Here is a 22756-nt window from a genome sequence, read left to right as displayed (position 1 = left end):
CAGCAAAGCGACCATCATCGACAGCAGAGGCTTCGATGTCTGCCACTTCAGAGAGCTGAGCGATAGGCGCAATATGGTGCTGTTGCGAGTTCGCTGTGAGTACCACGGTTTGCATACGGTCAATATGACTGCTGGGGTTGTTCACTACAGCAAGAAACATTTTCCATGTCCACCGGTGCTCTGAAAAGCAGAGGGATAGAAGGCTTCCTTCAGTATAAGTAAGGAATGTACTTGGGGACTCTGGTACTCCCCTCGTCTCGGATTCTGGGCTTTCTGCTGCCCCGAGCTTATGAAGCGTGAATTGTGTCCCTTTCAATTCATATTCATCAAGGACCTTCCTCACCGAATCATAAACATAAAGCCAACCATCGCGCACCTGACGAAGTGTATAGCCAATAGTGTTGAGCTTTGCTGGCCCTTTACCTTGCCATTTAGTTGGTAAACCAAACGGTGAAGCGTCTTCACTATCTAGCTGGTCGATGGCGTAGCGGACGGGAATGATATGGGCAGGCCCGACGTCTTTGGGTTCATTCCTCTGCGTCATATCAATCGTTCTTGGCTCAGGTTTTGAGGGCGGATCTATTTTCTTGGTTTCTCCTTCCCAAAACATGCTGCGCTCAGGTGGTGAGCCTGCAATATCATTTGAAGGCGCTGTTGAAGTTTCAGTCAATGAAGATAAGGAACCATCGCTTTCATACGCAGCAACGGCTTCTTCGAGCGTGTAAGGATGGTCATTCCACAGCATGGATGTTTTGGGAGGAAGAGGGTTGCTCATAAGCTCACGAAATCGATAAGGTTAATATTACCTGCTTTAAAGCAAGTTTTAGACCAACGTCTAGCCCTTATAAAGCGCTGTTACGGTTGTTTCATAAACGAAAAATTGTACGATTATCCAATAACTTGTACGGGATTTCTAACTTTTGGTTAAGGGGCTCTGTAAGTTGTTAGGAGATGTCTATTGTGGCGGGAGGACTTGAGGAAAATACAAAATATGAGAAATAATCAAAGGAAGGCAGGAGTGTGCCTTGATGGCGTATTTTTCAATGTCGTTCAAGCCAAAACGTGCATGACCTCAGTCCATGAGTCGCAGATTTTGAGGCGGATTCGTGATAAATTAGTCCCAACAAAAAAATCGATTAATCACCATAAATATATATGAATGACCAACTAACCCCAATCAACAAAGATCATTTTAAGAAGCTTATCCGACAAGAACTGGAACCCATATGGTTTGATACAGAATCAGCTAACCCTGATATGTCTTGGGTCACGCCTGCGGTGTTAGAAATATTGTTTACTGAGTTGATAACTCATACTCGCGGCAACCAGTCAAAGGCCGCAAGGATTTTAGGTATCAACAGAGGCAACTTCAGTAAAAAATTGAACCAAATCACCAATAGTGAATTTGGACTGGTTTAGAGGGCCGATACGTATCTATCAAGCCTATTATGCCTTGTCGATAGTGGCACCTCTCATTATCACCACAAACAGAGCCCTTTGTTAAAATTTAACGGCTATACCCAACGGTGAGTGGCACGCTAGGTTCGCGACTAGTGCCGCTCAATACTGAGCGACTTCTCGAGAGTCGCCTTTGTCCTGAAGCGACATTACAAATATAAACCCCCACTATTTCTGCATGAATCTTATTTCCGTGACATGAGCTGTATTTGGGCAAATACCCGCAGTCTAGGATCGCGAATATTCTGGCCGAAAATGATAACGGGGCAGAAGTGTTTTAGCTCACCTGCCCCATATTGAACAATGTGAACGCGCAAATATAAGCAGTGAGATCGATAGCTTTACTCAGCGACATTCCTGCACCATGGTTCGCATTGACATCAATACGAATCATCACGGGCGCACCACCTTGATGCTTGTCTTGAAATTAACGATACAAAGATTTGGTCGATTCTCTCACTATCAAGTCAATTGGTGGCAGTCGAGCTTCATGCCTCTCGCCAGATAACAGGTTCAAAATCGACTGAGCACACACTTCGCCAATCTCTTCAATCGGCTGTCTCAACGTCGTCAGGGCTGGCGTGAAATACTTAGACGTCGGCAAGTCATCAAAGCCAATCACAGACACATCTTCTGGCACTTTATAACCGTGGTCAGACAGCGCCTTAATCGCACCGTAAGCCGTTTGGTCATTTGCAGCAAACAAGGCGGAGAAGTGAACCTTAGATTCAATCAACTCTACCGTTTTCTCGTAGCCAGACTCACTACTGAAATCACCCTGTTTAACGAGTTTTTGCATCACTTTAATGCCCGCCTCTTGAAGTGCTTTCTTATAGCCTTCAAAGCGATTTCCTGAATCAGGTTGACTTGAAAGCCCCTTAATATGAGCAATATTCACATGCCCTTGTTGCAGTAAATGTAAGGTTGCCATGTAGCCACCCAACACGTTGTCGATATTGATCGAGCGGACGTTATTCTCAACAAAATCGTAGCCAACCATCACGATAGGGATATCTTGTGCATACTTAGCAATCTCTTCCTGAGTAATGCTTCCTGTCACGATGATCATTCCATCCACGTTACTTTTTGCGAGATACTCCAACGCGTGCATTTCTAACTTTTTCTGCCAATGCCCTGTCGCAATCACTAATGAGTAGCCTTGAGCGATCAGCGTTTTTTCCATGTCGTTGAGGATACGACTGGTGTAGGGGCTATCAGGGTGTTGCACCAAGACACCAATAGTGAGCGAGCGTCGGTTGGTGTTTTCTTGCATTTGGAAGTTAGGTTTGTAGCCCGTGTCTTTAATGGCTTGCTCAATGTTTTGGCTTTTATCATCAGACACATAAGTGGTTCGATTAAGGAAGCGAGACACGGTGCTGGGAGAAACGCCAGCCAGTCTTGCTACATCGTATACTGTTGTTTTTTTTGTTTTAGTGCGCATCTCGAATCCCTAATCAAGTGACATTCGGGGAGCTTTAAGCTCCCCATCAGTTTCAACCTGCATACCACTGCTTTAGCTGAAAATCGTGTCATTAAGTTAATACAAGTAGGCGAAGATCATCCCCGGTCTAAAGTAGCGACCAGCCGTATATTTCAAGCCAGTACTCAGTAACCATTTGTGTAAGCCTGCCAGCTTTTCTAACGGAATTTCACCGCTCACCATTTTAACAAAATTATCAGTATCTTTCGTCAAGGTTGGATTAATCCGACCGTCAGACAGCACACAGTTTTGACATTTAAGTACACTTAGCCAGTTTTTCGCATCATTTTGCGTCAATTTAAATGCTTCTATAAGATCTTTCTCATAGACAGACACAGAGCAATTGAACCCTTCTGGCGCTGCAAATGGAATTTTTGAATAGTCATAGAGTGCGGTATACACGGTATCCATCAATGTTTCTGCTTGCTGGTTTTTACCTGCCAGACTCAACGCCGTTGCGACACTAAACTGCACACCAATCCACACATCTTGAGCCTGAAATGCCTCATGCGGTGAACCGTCGGCTAACGTCATATTCGCAACACCCAACTTAGGACTATTAATTTCGAAGTTGTGCTTATAAACATAGTCCAATGCGCGTTGGATGTTCTCCTGCGGGAAAATACCGTCTAAGCCGATGAGCTTTAGGTAGCTGTCGGCCAACAAGGCATCACCAAAACTGTTGTCAGAATCTGGCACTAAATCTAAGTATTCTTGAGTAAAGGCTTGTGGCGCCGTCTCACTCAGCAAGCGTTTCTTAGAGACTCTTTGAGACACCTTGCTGATGCTGATTGAAGTATCTGTTTCATTGAGATACTCATTCAGAGTGTTCTTATCGGCAACCGCATCGCCCGTCAAAGTTAGGCCTAAGGTTTCCAGAGCTTGATAGCCTTCACCCGTTAGATGCTTGGCTTGAACTGGCGTCACGAAGAAATGGTAGTAACCCTCTTTGTCATCCCACAAGCTTTGCTCAACTGTTGCTAACGCCTTTTTCGAACGCGTTAAGTAACCGCTAGCTAGTTCGCTTTCGCCCATCAATTGTGCAAGTTCGCTCGCGGCTTGCAGGCCAGCAACCCACAGGCTCGCACAGTAAATAGAGATGCCGTGAGACGCGAGGTTATCGAAGGTATCGTCTGTGCCACGGGTGAGTGGTAAATCGTCACCCTCAGCGATCAAATTCGATAAGAAATCGATGCTTTCAGTTACCGCTTGCCAGCACTCATTAACCACAGAGAGATCTTGGGTGTTTTGATAATGGCGGTACACCATCAGAATGTATTTTGGCGCTAAGTCCTTCCACTCTTTCACGTTGTGCCAGCTGTAAGCATCGGGCTGGATGTCGAATGGGCTACCCAAGTCGTGGATTACCGCACCTCGAATGGCACGCACACCTTGGTACTTGTCATCAATCAATTCGGCATTGGGCGTCGCTTCGTATTCCCAGTATCGGCGCTCGGTAAAGTCTTCCGCTAAAATGGCTTTCGAGAACTCTTTCATCACACAGCCATCAAGTTCAGGCAATAAATAAAGCAACGAGAACGAGCCGTAGAAATACACATCAAGAGAGTTAAAGAATGGGTAGTCGACACACTCTTTAACCAAGAATTTATCTTCTTTATCCCATACCGTTGATTCTGCTAGGAAGGACAATGAGTTCATCGCCATCGTTGCATAGCGAAGTGCCGATTCAGGCTGCGAGATCTTGTTTTGAGCTTGTTCTAGGAAAGCGGTTTGTTGTGCGACGATCTGCTGCTCAATCGCTTCGAGCTTTGGCAACATGTCTTCTAACATAGGTAATGCAGGCTTTACTTGCGGGTAGAATTGCGTGTAAGCCTTATCTGAGTGCCAACCATTAAGCATGACTTTGCTGTGTGCCATCACCTGTGCAAAACGCAGATCAACAGACTCACCCGCTTCTAATTCAACCTGAACCACAACCAATGCGCTCAATGCTTCGCGCCCTGTGTAAATTCCTGTTTGGAATTCCGCGTTGGTACGGCCTGTTTTCAGTGCGAACTCTGTTTGCTGAGCAGTCTTAGAGGTATAAAGCGTTGGTTTGACAGAAATCGAAACCTTACCAGATTCAGTCAAATGGTTATCTGCTTGAACACCAAACACCACTTCGCCTTCAATATCGCTTTGATAAGGCGATTGGCTAGACAGTTGAACACCCGTAAAGCTGCGACTTTCACCCTTTAAGTTAACCACTTCATGCTGCTGAGCAATCGGATTTTGAGACAAGGTGCATGCCGAATCCTGAATACCATCACGGCCTTTTTGGTAGGTTGAACCAATCAAGTTTTGAAGCGGCTGAGCAAGCGTAATCACGCGTGGTTGCGATGAATTATTGGTTAATTCGAAGTGATTCCAGTGCATCGGTAAAGAACACAGGCGTTTGTTCTCTTTAACGATCGGAGAGACTACCTTACGCTTTATATTAATATCGTCGAAGCTATTGTATTTATATTCAGCCAGTGGATATAAAGCTTGGTATTCTATATCCCTGCCATTAACACCATCTATATCACTGCCATTGATACTATCCATATCATTATTATCACCCGCAGTGAGTGATAATAATCTCGTTGTATCATTTATTAATAAACCATTAAAGAAATCTAAGGCTACATATAATTGACAAATAGTTGAACCTGAATCTTCTGCAATCAACAATTGAGTCTTATTTGAAAATTCAACGTTCCATTTTGTAAAGTTAGTTTTATTTTCTTGGTAGAATCGACCATTTTTTAATGCTGTTTGAATGAGACTAATCGCATTCGACATTTCTCTACTTTCAATCTTTTTTCCATCAAACAAAGCAGGATAGAAGTTCAGGTGAACGCTTAGCTCTTGTTCATTAAGAACTTGCAGCGTGTCGATGGTTGGCACATTCATCACTGACGCATAAAAATCATTAAAATTAATAACTTGCTCTGAACAATCGACAAAAATTCCCGGAATAAAGCTGAAGTTAGGCGTGTTGCCGTTTGGTGTGAGTGTAAATGTGTTACCAATTCCGCCGACTGCCATACCGGTATTTTCTGGTGTAGTCGAAATTGGCGTGTACCAAGGTTGAATAAATTCAACTGCATCACCTTTTTTACACAAGTGTTCTGAATTTCCTGAGTATCTCGTATATGGAATTTTATTATTCATTTTAAAACCGCCATTGAATATTTTTTTCTTCTTGTTAATATCTTTTAAAAATGGAGACATCAACATGTTTAAAATTATAAATGAAAAATTTGGAAATATTGACTCTGTCACATTAATAAACCACCAACATGGTATAGAACTTCAAATAATCAATGGATTTGGTGCTGTTATTAATAAGTATATCGTAAATAACAGTCCATTCTCTTTTATTTGTGGTTATCAGAATTATGATGAACTGATCAACCAACATCCGTTCTTTTCCCGCAGTGCTAAATTATTCCCTTTTCCAAACCGTTTAAACTTAGGTCGTTACAGTTTCGATAACCAAAACCATCAACTCCCAGCTAATTTTCCTTGGTCTGATCACGCCGTACACGGCCTGATCTACAACCAACCTTTTTCAATCACAAACAACGTAGCCACTGAAGAATCCGCCAGTGTGACGTTGCAGTATCAAACGTCATCTTTGCATCCTGCTTTCCCGTTTGCGTTCAACCTTGAAGTCACCTTCACTATCGATATCACGGGTAAACTCACTTCCTCAACGACCGTCTCTAATCTTGGTGATTCTGCATTCCCATTCGGTGATGCTTGGCACCCTTATTTCTCACTCGGCACTGAGCTAGCACAATGTGGACTCGCTATGTCGCCTTGCTCTGAGGTCATCCACGAAAACGACCTACCCAATGGTGAAAAACTGGCTTTTGACTGTTTGTCTTTGGGTGATTCACTCACCAATCAAAGCTTAAATCACTGCTTTGAATTTGATTCCAAGACAACGAATCAACTTACGTTTACGCGCTCAGATTCGTCTGCCGCAATTCGCTATCAACAAGATGCAAGCTACCCATTCGTTCAGCTATACACGCCGACTAGCGAACAAAGTATTGCAATAGAACCAATGACTTGCCCAGCTGATGCATTCAATAACCAGATAGGCTTATTGACGCTTAGCCCGAACCAATCTCAGACCTTTACTTGGCAATGCCAAGCTAGCTATCAACCACAGTGATGCAACCAAAATAAAGCGACACTAAAGAGAAACCAAAAAGCAATAAAGGGCGCATAAAGCGCCCTTCTCTTTGTTAACCTAAAATCACCTCGATGGTGTGCTCACCAGAGGTAAACACTGGCGCTTTATTACCTGAAATCAGGTCACCATTTACCTTCATTTCAACCACACCCTTACACACGTTATTCGGGTTAGTGACATGAATATGATAAGTCGCACCACGGAACTGACGACGGACTTTGAACTCAGGCCACTCAGCAGGAATACATGGGTCCACCAGCAAGCCATCCACTTCCGGTCGAACACCTAGAATCCATTGCGTACCTGCAACGTATGTCCAAGATGAAGTACCAGAAAGCCATGCATTTCGGCCTAAACCAAATTGCTTATGTTCGTCACCCAAAATGTTTTGTGGGTAGCAGTAAGGCTCAGATTCGAAGGTATCAATGTCATCGTTCTTAGAAGCCGGGTTGATTTGACGGTAGTACTCGTAAGCACGCTCACCGTTGCCCATTTTCGCTTCTGCGATCATCACCCATGGGTTTGAATGCAAGAAGATACCGCCATTCTCTTTTGCACCTGGTGGGTAAGTTGAAACACCACCTAGTTGAGGATCAAAACCGTTGTAACCCGGTGTTGAAAGCTTAATGCCATTCGCTGTATTCAGCTTGTTGTAAACCGAATCTAGTGCTTGCGTTGCACGTTCTTGAGTCGCGAAACCAGAGATCACAGGCCAGCTTTGACCGTTAGTGTAGATCTGCCCTTGCTCATTTTTATGAGAACCGATCGGCAAGCCCTGCTCATCAAAGTAACGAACAAACCATTCGCCATCCCAACCGCACTCATTCACCGTACTCTGCATCTGTTGGTACTGATCGTTAAACTTAGCCGTCAGTTGCACTTCGCCACGCAGCTCACATAAGTCCAACATGTCGAGCAGTGCTTTGCCGTACATGTTCGCCACCATCATTGACTCGGCACCGGTTGGCAGGTTCACCGTGTCGTTCCAGTCAGCAAAACCTAGCAGTGGTAGGCCGTGCTCACCAGTATTGCAGTAAGTAAATTCAATCGCGCGGCACAGGTGGTTCCAAACCGTTCCCGTTTCTACTGGGTTACCCGCTTTGTCTTTTTGATAAAACGGGATCTCTTTATTCAAGAAGTCTGCATTGCCCGTTTCTTTCACATATTGCGTCACCGCGTAGATGATCCACAGGTGATCATCACCGTAGTAATCCGGGCGATCTTCTTCTTCGCGCGAATCACCGGCGTTCGCTTCCATCGTTGATGGGAAGAACTGATGCATCGCAGAACCGTTGGTGTTCTGCACAGATAACAGACGCTCAATGAACTCACGCGCCTCTTCTGGCATGTGAGTAATCACGCCCAACGTATCTTGCGAAGAGTCACGGAAACCGATACCACGAGCACCATAGCCAAGCTGATACAGAGACAGGTAACGAGACCAGTTTTTGGTGGTGTGACACTGACGTGGGTTATGTACATTAAGCATTGAGTTCATTGCAAGATCTGGCGTTTCAACCTGAACCGCTTGTAGGTAACCATCCCAATGTTCAGCCAGTTCAGCGAAAGCTGAATCAACCACTTGATGGTCACGATATTTAGCTAGTAAAGGCAGTGCAGCTTCTAGGCTCTGTTCTTGCGCGATTTGTACAATCGTACGTTCTGTCTGCTCTGGAGATAACCAACCTAGGCGCAGGTTCAGTGCGCCAATGTTGTCGCCACGCAAACACTCAGTATTGCCTAATTCATCATTGTTTAGTGCTTGTGGTGCTGCCCATGTACCGTAGCCCAAATTACCTAGGAACGATTGGCGATCACCATCAAAAGACGTCGCAGGGCGATCCGCTGTCATCAGGTTCACCGCGTAGTCACGCTTCATAAAGGCATACTGCTCAAGCACGGTATGACCCGATTCTTGCTGATGCGCTTTAAGCGTCATGGTTTGTGGCACCCAGTCAGCATTAAGGAGCTGTTTAAGCGCATCGAAGTGTGTAAATTCGTACACAGGTACCACATCAACGTGCAGTGCTTTGTCTGAAATGTTGGTGACTTTGATGTCTTGTAGCAGTACTTGGTCAGCTTTTGGCACGAAGAAAGTCGCTTCACAACGCACACCAAAGGCTTCTGCAATGATGGTGGTGTAAGACAAGCCTGTGTGGTTTTCAAACTTATCTAGCGGCTTCAAGGTTGGGGTGTAGAAAGGTGAGAATATTTCTACGTTGCCCGCTTCATCACGTACCTTGAGGTACATGGTCGAGCCTTTAAAATCTGAATTTGGCAGTTGTGCAATGTACTTAGTGATACGGTTGAGTGCAGGATCCCCCTTACACAACAACACGCCGCCGTTGCTATCTACAATGCCACCGAAATCTAATGTGCCGACATAGTTACACCATTTGATCGGTGTACACGGTGTGGTTGCTACGTATTCTTTGTTTTTATCGTCAAAATATCCGAATTTCATCATCACTATCCCTAGCCCCTCCCAAATCAGGAGGAGCCAAAACAATTTGTCGTAAGTTGGTTGGTGTCAGCTCAATGACTGATTTAAATTGATTGGCTAGCTCGCTAGCGAGTTCTCACTCAGAGCATCGAACAAGTGGAAAGCATCCAAATCCAAATAAAGCGTCAGATCTTTTACATCGACTTCAGCCGCTTGGGTTTCAACCATCAACGGTTGACCGCCAATTTCTGTTTTCAGAAGAATGCTTGCGCCCAGTAATTCCTTGTCTTTGATTTTCACAGGGAATGGCAGCACGCGGTCGTGGTCAACTTGCTCGGCACGTAGGTGAATGTCTGTTGGACGAACACCAAAATGCAGCGCTAGGTTCTTAGACGCCAGAGACTTAAAGCGCTCAGGCAGTGGGATCTGAACATCGCCGATTTCAACGAAGTACTCGCCTTCTTTTTCAATCAGTTTTGCTTCCAACATGTTCATTGACGGGTTACCAATGAATTGCGCGACAAACTTGTTTGCAGGACGCTGGAACACCTCGGTTGGTGTACCAACTTGAGCAACATAACCGTCTTTTAGGATCACGATGCGATCCGCCAATGTCATCGCTTCGATCTGATCGTGGGTTACGTAGATCGTTGTGGTTTTTAGTTCACGGTGTAGGTGTTTGATCTCTTCACGCATCACGCCACGAAGTTTTGCATCGAGGTTAGATAACGGCTCATCAAACAAGAAAACCTTCGGCGTACGAACCATCGCACGACCCATTGCCACACGCTGACGCTGGCCACCAGAAAGCTCTTTTGGCTTACGATTCAGTAGTGGATCAAGCTCTAGCATTTTCGCCGCTTTTAGTACTTCTACGTCGATTTCTGCTTTTGGCATACCTTTCAGTTTTAGCGCAAAGGCGATGTTCTCGTACACCGTCATGTGCGGGTACAGTGCGTAGCTTTGGAATACCATCGCCAAGTCACGGTCTTTCGCGTCGACTTTATTCATCAGCTTGCCGCCAACCACGATATCGCCAGAGCTGATGCTTTCAAGGCCAGCAAGCATGCGTAGCGTTGTCGATTTACCACAGCCTGATGGGCCAAGGAAAACCACGAACTCACCGTCTTCAACCGTAAAATCAAACTCTTTGACGACTTCAACATCACCGAATGATTTTTTGATGTTCTTAAATTCTACTTTAGCCATTATCTGTTCTCCTCAGCGCGCTCTAGCAGCATATTTCTGTACGCAATTGCGCTCTGTTTCAATGTTCTTTCTTGGGTGGTGTAGTCAACATGGACGATGCCAAAACGCTGGCAGTAGCCGAATGCCCACTCAAAGTTATCCATCAGGCTCCAAGCGAAGTAACCGTCGACTTTCACACCCGCTTCAACGGCGTTGTGAACCGCTTCGATATGACCTTGGAAATAACGAACTCGTTGGTCATCCATCACTTGTCCGTTAACGCGCTCGTCGTTACCTGCAGCACCATTCTCTGTAATGTAGATAGGTGGCATATTTTCGTAACGAGCATCCAGTCTTACCAATAAATCGGTTAAACCTTGTGGGTTGATCTCCCAGCCAATGTAAGTGTGTTCAGCTTCAGTTTGTTTCACCGATTCAATATCGCCGTTCTCATTGAAGCGAGCGACATTGCGTGTGTAGTAGTTGATGCCAATGTAATCAACCGGAGCGCTGATGATGTCTAAGTCACCTTCAAGGATCATTGGCATGTTCATCGCTTGGCGTTCAACCACCAGCTGTGGGTACTCGCCTTTCAATACTGGGTCGATGAACCAGTGGTAGTTTTCCGCTTCACAGTAGTCTGCTGCCGCTTGGTCTTGTGGCGTCAGCGGGTAAGCTGGCGTCGCGTTGAATACCACACCATGCTTAGCATGAGGTGCATTCTTGCGAAGGATCGGCATTGCCAAACCGTGTGCCAGCATTAGGTGGTGAGACGCTAGGTAGCCCTCTTTTTCGCCCTTGATACCTGGCGCATGTTCGCCCCAGCGGTAGCCTAGGAATGCAGACACAAACGGTTCATTCAGCGTGGTGTACACGTCAATGTTATCGCCAAAGTACTTACTCACCACTTCTGCGTATTCTGCGAATTTGTAAGACGTTTCACGGTTTAGCCAACCGCCTTTATCTTCAAGGTATTGCGGAAGATCCCAGTGGTACAAAGTCACATACACCTTCATGCCACGAGCATGACACTCGTCGATGATCTGACCGTAAAACTCTAGACCTTGCTGGTTGACGACACCGTCTTGCGGCAAGATACGCGGCCATGCAATTGATAGGCGGTAAGCATCAACACCTAAGCCTTGAATCATCTCGATATCTTGTTGCCATAAGTGGTAGTGGTCACACGCCACATCACCATTGTCGCCGTTATCGACCTTGCCCGGCGTCTTGCAGAAAGTGTCCCAGATAGACGGTGTACGACCGCCCTCTTCAACGCCGCCTTCAATTTGGTATGAAGATGTCGCGACACCGAATACAAATTCCTTACTGCGTAACTTTGAATCACTTGGAAGTTGATATTTATTCATTGTTATAACCCTTAAACCTAACCTTTGACTGCGCCGGACGTTAAACCACTGATCATCTGTTTCGATGCGAACAGGTAAGTAATCACGAGCGGTAAAATAGAAATTGTGGTGCCTAGCATTACCGCGCCCCATGGCGTATTCGGAATGCCTTGAACGCTTCGAAGCGCTTGCGTAATAACATAGTTATCTGGGTTGTTAAGCACCACGAGAGGCTGCATAAACATGTTCCAGAAGAAAACGAACTGAACGATAGCCAATGTTGCGAGTGCTGGTTTCATCAGTGGCAGTACCACACTCCAGTACGTTCTGAACTCACCAGCACCATCCAATTTCGCTGCTTCAAGTAGCTCTTTTGGAATCGATGCAATCACGTGCTGACGCATCAAAAAGATACCAAATGGTGTGGTTGTGAACGGTAGCCATACCGCCATGTGGTTATCCAGCAAGCCTAAGAATTTCACGATCATGAAGTAAGGGATCAAGCTAAGCACCGGCGGAATCGCCATTGAGCCAACCAGCATGCCGAACAACACGTTCTTACCGCGGAACTTAAATACAGCAAACGCGTAGCCACCCATGCTACAAAACAGCAGCGAGATGGTGGTGCCTAAGAAAGCCACGTAAATCGAGTTAAACATCGCTTTCCAAAACGGCATGATTTCAAGCAATTTGGCGTAGTTAATCGCCAGGCTATCGCCAATCGCAAAGCTAATGCCCGTACCGAAAATTTCAGAACGGTCACGCGTTGATAGCAGCGCCGACCATACAAATGGAAAGACTGTAATCAGCGCTGAAACAACCAGTAAGATGCCTAACATGACCATCAAGATCTTAGTCAGAATGTACATGCTGCGTTCGCTTGGCATCAGTCCACTTAGTGGTGAGGTATTTGTCTTAATTGATGTCGACATCTTAATGTTCCCCTAAGCCTTTCTTACCGAAGAGTAAAAATTGAACCAATGTACAAGTCGCGATGAGTGCAAACAGTAACCACGAGATAGCAGATGCTGTGCCCATTTCTAGCCATTCCCAGCCCACTTTGTAGAGGTACATCGAGATAGTTAAACCAGACTGGCCAGTACCACCTGTACCACGTGTTAGTACGAACGGTTCTTCAAACATTTGCAGGTTACCGATGATGGTCATCGTGATAGCAAAGAAGATGAATGGACGAATCATTGGTAGTGAAATGTTCCAGAAGCGGCGGAAGGCATTGGCACCATCCATACGTGCAGCTTCTAAGATGTCTTTAGGAATCGTCATTAAACCTGTGGTGTAAAGGACGATGTTAAAACCGGTGTATTTCCAGAAAACCATGATTGCGATAGACGGCTTCACCATAGTGGCATCGTCTAACCAACGGATGGGTTGGAAATCGTTAACCCAAGCGAATGCCCAACCAAACAGCGTGCTATCGGCTAGTGCCATTAGCGTTTGGTTAATAATTCCTGAGTTAGGAGAGTACATATTGAAGAAAATCAGTGACGCTGCGACCGTTGATGTAATGAACGGTAGAAAGTACGCCGATGTTAGCCAGTGACGCATACGGTCACCCATTGAAACCAACATGTAAGCGACGGGAATAGCGACTAAATGCTGAGCCACACCTGAAGTGATCGCTAGCCAAAGCGTGTTCTTCAATGAACGCCATAGCCATGGGTCCGTTAAAGCAATGTGATAGTTCTCAAAACCAACGAACTCCATCGCATCCATGCCTCTTACCGGGTTCCACTCGTGGAACGACAGGTAAACAGAGAACAACAGCGGGAAGATCCCAAATACAGAAAAAATGATCAGAAACGGCAGAAGAAATCCATACGGTGTAAGCGCTTTCAAATTTAGACGAGAAAAAAGGCTTTTGTCCGCAGGTTCTATCGTTGTGCTCACTGTATGATTCATAGTAACGACCTCTTAAAAAGGAAGCGCGTTATCCACGCTTCCTCACTTACTTAAAGTAAAAACAAATTAAAGATTACGCGTGCGACGCTTGATTAGACGCTCTGCCTCTTTAAGCGCAGTCTTGATGTCTTTACCTTCATCAAGTACTTCCATCAATGCGTTCTCTAAGATAATAGAACGTGCAACGTGGTCGCCTTGTGCTGGAGATACTGGTTTGATGTTTTGCGCCACTTCAGCAAAAAGAAGACGGGCTTTTTGTCCACCTAGGAACTCCATCTCTTCTTGGAAAAGCTCATCGTCATACGTTGTGATATTCGCTGGGAAAGCGGCAATCGTTTCGAAGTGCTTAAGCTGTACTTCACGGTCAGTCGTCATGTATTCAATAAGCGCCCAAGCTTCATCTGGATTGTCTGATTGAGTTGGAATTGAAAGGAATGAACCACCCCAGCTGCCGTAGATACCATCAGGTAGGTTTTCTACTGCCCACTTACCTTTAGTTTCAGGAGCAATCCAGTTGTTTAGGTGACCAAGAAGCCAAGCGCCAGAAAGTTGAGTTGCAAATGTGCCGTTGCGGAAGCCTTCGTACCATTCGTTAGACCAAGCCAGAATGCGGCCGTCTAAGCCTTTGTCGCGAATTTCTTTTGCTACTTCAAAAGCGTGAACAAAACGCTCTGATGTAACCACTGGGTTGCCATCTTTATCGAAGTACAGACCTTCACCTTCAGGAACGGTCGTGAAGATAATCGCTTGTGCCACGTCGGCTGCCGAAGCGATAAGTTGTACGTTTTGCTCTTTCAGTTTTTCACCAGCAGCGATGTATGAATCCCAATCTTTGATTGCTTCTTCTACATCAATGCCCGCTTTTTCGAATACGTCGGTACGGTAGTACATAACACCTGGACCTAGGTCGACAGGAATGCCGTACATGTCGCCGTCAGCGCCTTTACCTTGTGCCCATGCGTAAGGTGCGAATCGTTCTTCGTATTTATCTGCACCGTAGTTTTCAGACAGGTTAACTAGGCCGCCAGATCCAACAAATGGACCAATTTTCTCAACGTCGACAACAATCACATCACCCGCACCAGAACCCGTTGCAAGGTTCGTTGTCAGTTTCGTGTGGTGGTCACCGTGGTTGTTCATAAGGTAATCAACTTTGATACCCGTTTCCTTTTCGAAATCAGGCAGTAATACCTTCAGGCTGCTATCGAAATCAGGGAAACCGTCGAAACGAATTTCTTTGTCTGCTGCATTTGCAGCTGTTGTACCTAATCCTAAAGCAACCGCGCATGAAAGTGCTAAGGTCTTAAATTTCATGTTCTATCCTTAATATTTTTATAGGGTAACTGGTAAATCCGATACCGAGTTTCTAGTGACCAACGTCGGCAGCAATTTAAAGTTCACGTCATGTTTTATTTTTTTTAGCTTCTGTAGAGTGAGCTGTACTGCTTCAACGCTCATCTCTTCAATAGGGAAATTAATGGTGGTCAAACTAGGGGTCAGATAGCGCGCGAAGATGGTGTTATCGAAGCCCACCAGTGATACATCTTTAGGAACAGACAGCCCCTCTTGATGCAACACCTCGAAGGCGCCAAATGCCATGTGGTCATTCGAAGCAAATACTGCTGTGAAATGACACTTACGATTAATCAGCTTCTTCATAGCACTGATGCCCGTCTCTTCAGTAAAGCCCGCTTCCGAGACTAATGCTTCATCGTATGGCACACCCGCTTCTTCCAAGGCCTTTCGATACCCCTGCAAACGCCCCCTAGCATCTGCTTTATCTAAAGGCCCGGTAATACACGCGATATCTGTATGTCCCTTTTGCAAAAGATATTGAGTAGCGAGTAGCCCCCCGACTTCGTTATCAATATCAATGCAACTCATCGCCATTTCTGGGATGAAGCGGTTAATTAAAACCACAGGGGTCCCCTGTTCTTCCAATTCAATTAAATAATCATCACTGAGCAGTTGAGTATGAAGAATCAAAGCATCAACACGACGCCCCAACAGAAACTCCACAGACTCACGTTGCCCTTGCTCAGTATTCGAACCCGCTGTAACTACAGCGTGGTAACCAAAGCGGCGTAGGTTCTCTTCTATGCAATGCAAAATGCCTGAATAGAAAGAGCCGCCAAGTTCTGGAACAACAACACCCACACTACCAGTACGACTTGAAGCCAAGGCTTGAGCGATAGAGTTCGGGCGATAACCCAATTCTTTGATCGCTTTTTCAACCTTTAACTTCTTGTCATGACTGACTCTGCTAGTGCCATTAATAACCCTAGACACTGTCGCCTGAGACACACCTGCATGTTCTGATACGTGTTTAATTGTTGCCACTCGAACCTCGATACTTCATTAGCTTGTAACCGCTTACAAAACGATTATTAAAGAAAGGCGTCTTGGTTGAAGTGAGTGTCATCACACTAAAGTTGGAGGTAAAAAGGCCAGTTGTGGAAATCATGAAAGCGCTTACAGATTCACTTCACGCCATGAAACTGTTTCATGAGATTATTGTTCATATTATCAAGATGGCGCTCGGTTACTTGTTCGTCAGGTCAAACAAGTCCGCCTAAATCCATTTTTTTAAAACGTCATTTGATGATGAATCCGCAGCTGACGGCAATATACACGGGGAAAGTGACCTTGTTATTTCAATGGCCTTTCGAAATTGTATGAGAACATTTCACGGTGATTTTTAGCTCAAAGCCTTTTCATCAAAAAACCAGATACGAAAACGCCCAGCGGAAGGCTGGGCGTGAAATCATGGAAGAAATTAACTGGCTCTAATCTTTGTGATTAGATGATTCCGCTAACTTAAACTCTTGAGTTAATGAGAATTGCTGTTGCGACATAGTTTCAAGCTGTTGACCGTGGGAAAAAAGCACTTGAGAACGTTGCGAGTTATCTTCAGCCAAGGTGTGTATCTGGCTGATATTTTGAGTGACTTGAGAGGCAACGACTTGATGCTCTGTCGTCGCGGTCGCAATTTGATGACTTCGTTGCTCTACTTCGTTGAGAAGATCAGACACCGTCGATATCGATTGATTCACTTCGCCAGTTTGTTCTACGCATTGAATCATACCCACCATGCACTGATTGATCTGTTCAACCGCCAGTTTAGAGCTAGTTTGCAACTGCTCGATCTTGTTGTGTATCTCTTGCGTAGAAGCATTAGTTTTGGCCGCTAACACGCGAACCTCATCCGCAACCACAGAGAAACCACGCCCTTGTTCTCCAGCTCGCGCGGCTTCTATTGCCGCATTCAACGCCAGTAAATTGGTTTGCTCAGAGATCCCAGATATCACATCCAGAATGGACCCAATACTGGCGCTTTCGCTTTCAAGCTGACCAATGGTCGCCGTTGATTCCACCAGCTTATTTTCTAAGCTGCCCATCAATTCGACGCTTTTATCCATGGTCTTTTGCCCATCACTGGAACTGGATACCGCGTCGGTCACTAGCGTTAGAGTTTGGTTGGCCGCCTGAGTAATTTCCGTCACTGAGCACTCAATTTGTTCCATCGCTGTCGCTACCATCACCGTTTGATTGGTTTGTTCTTGCATCGCTTCATTCAAAGAACGACTGGTGCTTTGGTTCTCAAGGGAAGCTTCCTTTAAACGTGTTGAGGAGTGGCGCATGTTGTCAATCATTTGGGTCAGGTGACTGATCACCAAATTGACTTTATCGCTCACCAAACCAAATTCATTATTGGCTTGATACTGAACCATCACGCTCAAGTCTTTTTTGGCGACTTGGTCTAGTGCACTTTGCAGTAATTTACTTGGCTTGCGAATCCCTTTAGCAATGTTCAGCCCGATTAGCAGCGCAATAAAAACCGACCCAATAGCAATGATGGCCTGCATCAAGAGTGCTTGATGAGAGAAGTCCATCGACTCGTTATATAAACGTTTAGCCGTGTCTTCCGCGTACATAGAAAGCTCATCAAAATGGCTTAACTGCACATCAATGAGCTGTTCGATCTCCACTCTTTGCTGAGCAATGCTCTCATGTAGCTTCACGGTTTCCATATGCGTTGACACAGATCCTTGCGCTGAAAATACATGTGAAGCGAGCAGTGATAAAGACTGTTTACTGCGGCGTAACAAAGATGAGTCCAGATTATCCAAATCTGATACAGCTTGTTCGAATCGCTCTTTACGACTTTGTAGACGACGCTCTACACCACGAACCTCCGATGACGTTTGCAGAGAGAAAGCTTCATTCGCTTCTGCTGCAATCAAACTCAACTGAACCAACAAGGCTTCTACCGCTTTTTGCGTGTCACCCGAACTCGTACTCGCCAATTGATTCACCAAGGTGTTATTGAGTTGTCCTACCACAGATTGAAATTGTTCCTGCTCCATCGAACCGAGATCTTTACTATCCAGATAAGAGACGTATAAGTTTAAGGACTGTTCTATCTTATTGATGGTGGCAACGCCCGTTTCTTCAATATTTTGGAGTATGGGTTCAAGTGGTGAGTCCGATTCAGCCTTGCCATCAAACCAATTTAACTGCTGCTGATATTGCTCGATGTTACTCACGACGGTTTGTTTCAGCGGTTCGAGCTCATCAATGTAGTTGGCGGATAAATAGGGAGTAGTGCTGCGATTAATGTCCAAAAAACGAATGGTGAGCGTGGAGGATTGGAGCATTAAAGGAGTGGCTTGTTGAGTTATGGTTTCGATGTGTGTGGTTATGTTCTTGTTACTGCTAATACTCAACCATGCGCTACCAAGCATGATTACGATCAGCGTGAAGAAACCTAAATAAACTCGAGACACGATGGAAGAAAGCCTCATCGTTATTCCTTGATCTAGTGGCGAAAAAAAGGGCACAAAAATGTGCCCAAGAATGGAGTTAATTGAAACGTGCCCTAATCAATCTGCCTTTAGGGCTAAAATGGACAGTATTACGTGCTCTTAACAAGCATAGATATTTGAAAGCATGGCTCCTTGAAAATATGCCTAATTCAAAGAGCTGTTGTTTCTAGCTTGTGATTACCACCAAGCTTCAAACATTGCGCCGAACGACAATGTATCAACATTGGTTGTCTTCACTGTGTTGCCTTTCGTTTCTACATCACCCACGGTTGTGTAGAAGCGAAGCATTGGACGACTCCAAGGTAAGCCACCTAGAGAAACGTTTTGAGACAGCGTTACTTTCCACGCATTCTCTTCACCGTCGTCATCGTAATCAACCATGCCGTAGCCAGCTTCTAACCATGTAGAGTGAACATCATCCCATTGGTACTGTGGACGAACGATACCCGCGTATTCAGTATTCTCACGATCTAAGTCTGAGCCAGAATTGTCTTTGTAAGACACTAAGTAATCAATGATGAACTGTTCAGATGCAGCGTAGCTACCCTCAACACTTGCATACAAAGTCTGGTAATCACCTTTAAGGTCATATACAGATGAATCGGCACCGTCACCGTACTTAACAACCAACTTGTTAGACTCACCCAAGCCTAATGTTGCACCTACTAGGTATGCCGTTTCATCACTGACTTTTGGATCACCCGCTACGTCTGAGTCTGCTTCATCTGAAGCAAAACCATAGTTTGCATAGAGGTCTAGTTGACCGATACCCGCGTTAATTGAGTGAAGTTTAGAAGTAATTGCGTATCGACCGTTGTCATTTACGAGGCCGCCTTTTACTTGGCCTACAAAGCCCATATCTAGCTTCGCGCCGCCGAAATCTAGGTTGTTAAAACCAGCGCCTTGACCATCGTGTGTCATCCAGAAGTAATCATTCAAACCTTGTTGCGGACGTTGATGGAAGTCGCGACCAGCCCACATATAAAGTTCTGGTTGGCTTTCAAATACATTGGTTACACCTGCGTACATTTTTTTCATACTCAGGCCGCCGTCGTCAGCCCAAGCGTCTGCTTCCCAGTGGTCAGCCATGAATACGATGTCCCAAATCGCACCATTGTCAGCTTGGAAAAGCTTAGCTAGCTGAACCTCACCACCATTAGCTTCGTTACCCAAACGACCGACAGAACGACCTGTTGTACCGATGTCTACGTAACGCTCATCACCGCTCTTGTAGTGAGCGCCGTAACGAGCATAACCAGAGAAGACGATGCCATCTGGCACCTTAGTTTCTGCTGTTAAAACTGCGGGTTGTTGATCATTAACATAATCAATATCCACAACCTTAGATTCTAACTCTTGGATTCGTTTTTCTAATGCTTCGATATTAGTATCAGCAGCAAAAGAAGAGAGTGAAGCAAGCGATGCCGCCACTGCGACCGTTATTGGCAAAAGCTTAAATTTTTGCATTGTATTTCCCTATTATTTTTTTGAGTTTTCATCGAACAGGGAAATATTAAGCAATGAAAGAGTTGAAAAGTTGGTCGCTGTTCACACTGATAAATCAGCTTAAATGCCATGAAACTTTTAGAAAATCCATGACGAAAACTACTGATTTTAGATCAACAGGTTATAGTGAAAAATGCGTAAAATATCAGCTTGAAATCGCTTTCATTTCATCAGTAATGGTGGCGGCTATCACGGAAAAGGGTGCCGAAAATTAAAGAGAACGAGGTGTGAATTTGATTGGTTTTCATATATATGAAAAACCTCAAAATCTAAGGCAGATTTTGAGGCTTTTTGGTCTGAGTAAAATACCCAGTTATCTAAAATCAAGTATTCGCTACAATGAATCTAGGGACTCAATTCCCATATTGAACAGGGTAAATGCGTAGATATCAGCAGTGAGATCGATCGCTTTACTCAGCGGCATTCCAGCACCATGGCCCGCATTAACATCGATACGAATCATCACGGGGGCACCGCCTTCATGCTTATCTTGCAGCTCTGCAATGAATTTATAAGAGTGAGCCGGTACCACGCGATCATCGTGATCAGCGGTCGTCACCAATGTCGCAGGGTAATCCGTGCCACGCACCACATTATGAACCGGAGAATAGCCAAGCAGATATTCGAACATCTCTCTGTTTTGCGCTGATGTACCGTAGTCGTACGCCCAGCCTTCACCAGACGTGAATGTGTGGTAACGCAACATGTCCAACACCCCAACCGCAGGTAAAGCCACTTGGAACAACTCAGGCCTTTGTGTCATACACGCCCCCACCAACAAACCACCGTTAGAACCGCCGCGGATCGCTAACTTATCGCTACTGGTGTAGTTTTCTTCAATTAAGAACTCTGCAGCAGCAATGAAGTCATCAAATACATTCTGTTTTTGTTGTTGTGTACCCGCTTTGTGCCACGCCTTACCGTATTCGCCACCACCACGTAAGTTCGGCACTGCATACACACCACCCAGTTCCAGCCAACTGCCCACCGTTCCCGAGAAGGAAGGGGTTAGGCTAACGTTAAAGCCACCATAGGCGTACAACATGGTTGGATTATTACCATCTAACACTAATCCCTTCTTATAAGAGATAAGCATCGGAACCTTGGTGCCATCCTTCGAGGTATAGAAGACTTGTTTAGACTCAAATTGATCCGACTCAAACGGAGACTCAGAGCGTTGGTAGATTTCAGAACTTCCAGATTCAACATCAAAAGAGAAAATCGTTGGCGGCGTTACATAGTTGGTAAAGGTGTAATAAAGCTGAGTTTGCTCTTTTTTACCACCCAAACCACTAGCCGTTCCTAGCCCAGGTAAATGAATTTCACGAACCAGATTGCCTTGGTAATCCAGCTGCTCAATCTTAGACACCACATCGACCATGTAGTGGGCAAACAAGTAACCACCACCCGTGCTGATATCTAACGGCTGTGGCTTTTCAGGAATGATTTCGAGCCATTTCCTATCGCGAGTATCAAAACTCACCACCTTGCCATTAGGCGCATCGAGATTGGTGTATAAAATGAAGACTTCATCTTGGTTATCGATGAGGTAAGTATCGCTATCCACATGATCAATCAGCGTGTTCAGCGATTGATTCTCTGAACCTAAATCGATATAGAACAGTCTGTTACCCGATGTCGACTCTCGCCCTAGAATGATCAAGTAACGGTCGTCTTCGGTGGTGTAACCCGACACATAGCGGTGCTGCTCGGCGTTATTCTCACCAAAAACCACTTTGTCGCTAGCTTGCTCTGTACCCAACTCATGGAAGTAAAGTTTGTGCTGTTCGGTACGTGCAGAAAGCTGGCTACCGTCTGGCTTATCGTAGCTAGAGTAATAAAAGCCACGATTACCCAACCAAGAGATTCCAGTAAATTTCGCGTCAGTGATTTCGACTTCGAGCTGTTGTTTGGTCTCGGTATCAATCACAAAGATCTTGCGCCAGTCGCTACCACCCTCTGAAATACTGTACGCCACTAGGCTGTAATCTTTAGAAAACGACACCGAACCCAGTGATGTAGTGCCATCTTCCGAGAAAGTGTTCGGATCTAGGAAAACTTCTTCTTGTTGCCCTTCTTTCTGACGATAGAGAATACTGTGATTCTGCAGGCCATCGTTCTTATAGAAATAGGTGTGCTCACCTCGAACAAACGGCTGCGAGCTCTTCTTGTAGTCTTGCGCTTTCGCTAATCGCTCTCGCAGTTCAGCGCGATACGGAATTTGAGCAAGGTAATCGAACGTGACCTCATTTTGGCTCGCCACCCACTGCGCGGTTTCGTCGCTTCTGTCGTCTTCTAACCAGCGATAAGGGTCTTCAACTATGTGATCAAAATAGTCATCGCTGACGATCTGTTTGTTGGTGACTGGATATTGATACTCTTTTAAATAGCTCATCG

16 protein-coding genes are annotated in these 22756 nt (G+C 45.3%); 3 read left to right on the top strand and 13 right to left on the bottom strand.

Going from position 1 to position 22756, the window contains the following annotated elements:
- Positions 1 to 775: toxin VasX (locus tag AACR09_RS17755; RefSeq protein ID WP_322621713.1), on the bottom strand; the 775-nt coding region annotated here is incomplete at its 3' end.
- A gap of 380 nt (positions 776 to 1155) precedes the next feature.
- Between AACR09_RS17755 and AACR09_RS17750 the strand changes: the two genes are divergently transcribed.
- The gene (locus tag AACR09_RS17750) at positions 1156 to 1419 is read left to right on the top strand and encodes a helix-turn-helix domain-containing protein (RefSeq protein ID WP_102284712.1); all 264 of its coding nucleotides are present in this window, start codon (positions 1156 to 1158) and stop codon (positions 1417 to 1419) included.
- Positions 1420 to 1885: 466 nt separating this feature from the next.
- Here AACR09_RS17750 and AACR09_RS17745 read toward each other — a convergent pair whose 3' ends face one another.
- Both AACR09_RS17745 and AACR09_RS17740 read right to left on the bottom strand, forming a co-directional pair.
- Positions 1886 to 2899 carry a LacI family DNA-binding transcriptional regulator gene (locus tag AACR09_RS17745; RefSeq protein ID WP_108150116.1) on the bottom strand — a complete coding sequence of 338 codons (1014 nt, stop codon included), beginning with the start codon at positions 2897 to 2899 and terminating at the stop codon, positions 1886 to 1888.
- A 96-nt stretch (positions 2900 to 2995) separates the two neighbouring features.
- A complete protein-coding gene (locus tag AACR09_RS17740; RefSeq protein WP_193835472.1) occupies positions 2996 to 6094 on the bottom strand; it encodes a GH116 family glycosyl hydrolase in 3099 nt (1032 codons plus the stop codon).
- Between the two features lie 64 nt (positions 6095 to 6158).
- On the opposite strand from AACR09_RS17740, the gene AACR09_RS17735 reads away from it, so the two are divergent.
- The gene (locus AACR09_RS17735; protein WP_193835471.1) at positions 6159 to 7106 is read left to right on the top strand and encodes an aldose 1-epimerase; all 948 of its coding nucleotides are present in this window, start codon (positions 6159 to 6161) and stop codon (positions 7104 to 7106) included.
- Positions 7107 to 7179: 73 nt separating this feature from the next.
- Here AACR09_RS17735 and AACR09_RS17730 read toward each other — a convergent pair whose 3' ends face one another.
- The 9 genes from AACR09_RS17730 to AACR09_RS17690 all read right to left on the bottom strand — a co-directional run bounded on the left by AACR09_RS17730 (position 7180) and on the right by AACR09_RS17690 (position 20320).
- Positions 7180 to 9594 (bottom strand): GH36-type glycosyl hydrolase domain-containing protein, encoded by a 2415-nt coding sequence (locus tag AACR09_RS17730; protein ID WP_193835470.1) that lies wholly within the window; start codon positions 9592 to 9594, stop codon positions 7180 to 7182.
- Between the two features lie 93 nt (positions 9595 to 9687).
- Entirely contained in the window at positions 9688 to 10779 is a 1092-nt protein-coding gene (locus AACR09_RS17725; RefSeq protein WP_004732790.1) for an ABC transporter ATP-binding protein, read from the bottom strand.
- Positions 10779 to 12128, bottom strand: coding sequence for a GH1 family beta-glucosidase (locus AACR09_RS17720; protein WP_193835469.1), 1350 nt, complete (start codon positions 12126 to 12128; stop codon positions 10779 to 10781). The genes AACR09_RS17725 and AACR09_RS17720 overlap by 1 nt, the downstream gene beginning before the upstream one ends.
- A gap of 17 nt (positions 12129 to 12145) precedes the next feature.
- The gene (locus tag AACR09_RS17715; protein WP_017077012.1) at positions 12146 to 12994 is read right to left on the bottom strand and encodes a carbohydrate ABC transporter permease; all 849 of its coding nucleotides are present in this window, start codon (positions 12992 to 12994) and stop codon (positions 12146 to 12148) included.
- A 46-nt stretch (positions 12995 to 13040) separates the two neighbouring features.
- Positions 13041 to 14027, bottom strand: a complete 987-nt coding sequence (locus tag AACR09_RS17710) for a carbohydrate ABC transporter permease (protein WP_193835468.1) — start codon at positions 14025 to 14027, stop codon at positions 13041 to 13043.
- Between the two features lie 66 nt (positions 14028 to 14093).
- Positions 14094 to 15341, bottom strand: coding sequence for an ABC transporter substrate-binding protein (locus tag AACR09_RS17705; protein ID WP_017083012.1), 1248 nt, complete (start codon positions 15339 to 15341; stop codon positions 14094 to 14096).
- 18 nt (positions 15342 to 15359) lie between these two features.
- Positions 15360 to 16367, bottom strand: coding sequence for a LacI family DNA-binding transcriptional regulator (locus AACR09_RS17700; protein WP_009846150.1), 1008 nt, complete (start codon positions 16365 to 16367; stop codon positions 15360 to 15362).
- A 446-nt stretch (positions 16368 to 16813) separates the two neighbouring features.
- Positions 16814 to 18832, bottom strand: coding sequence for a methyl-accepting chemotaxis protein (locus tag AACR09_RS17695; protein WP_193835467.1), 2019 nt, complete (start codon positions 18830 to 18832; stop codon positions 16814 to 16816).
- A 198-nt stretch (positions 18833 to 19030) separates the two neighbouring features.
- The gene (locus AACR09_RS17690; RefSeq protein ID WP_004732783.1) at positions 19031 to 20320 is read right to left on the bottom strand and encodes a carbohydrate porin; all 1290 of its coding nucleotides are present in this window, start codon (positions 20318 to 20320) and stop codon (positions 19031 to 19033) included.
- 53 nt (positions 20321 to 20373) lie between these two features.
- Between AACR09_RS17690 and AACR09_RS17685 the strand changes: the two genes are divergently transcribed.
- Positions 20374 to 20574 carry a hypothetical protein gene (locus AACR09_RS17685; RefSeq protein WP_193835466.1) on the top strand — a complete coding sequence of 67 codons (201 nt, stop codon included), beginning with the start codon at positions 20374 to 20376 and terminating at the stop codon, positions 20572 to 20574.
- A gap of 119 nt (positions 20575 to 20693) precedes the next feature.
- Here the strand turns inward: AACR09_RS17685 and AACR09_RS17680 are convergent, their stop codons facing one another.
- Positions 20694 to 22754 (bottom strand): prolyl oligopeptidase family serine peptidase, encoded by a 2061-nt coding sequence (locus tag AACR09_RS17680; protein ID WP_193835465.1) that lies wholly within the window; start codon positions 22752 to 22754, stop codon positions 20694 to 20696.
- Positions 22755 to 22756: the final 2 nt, after the last annotated feature.

Origin of the sequence: Vibrio sp. OPT20 (genome assembly GCF_963889365.1) — a bacterium.
Taxonomy (GTDB): Bacteria; Pseudomonadota; Gammaproteobacteria; order Enterobacterales; family Vibrionaceae; genus Vibrio; species Vibrio splendidus.
The sequence above is the reverse complement of the archived record's forward strand: the minus strand, read 5'-3'. Positions and strand labels throughout refer to the sequence as shown.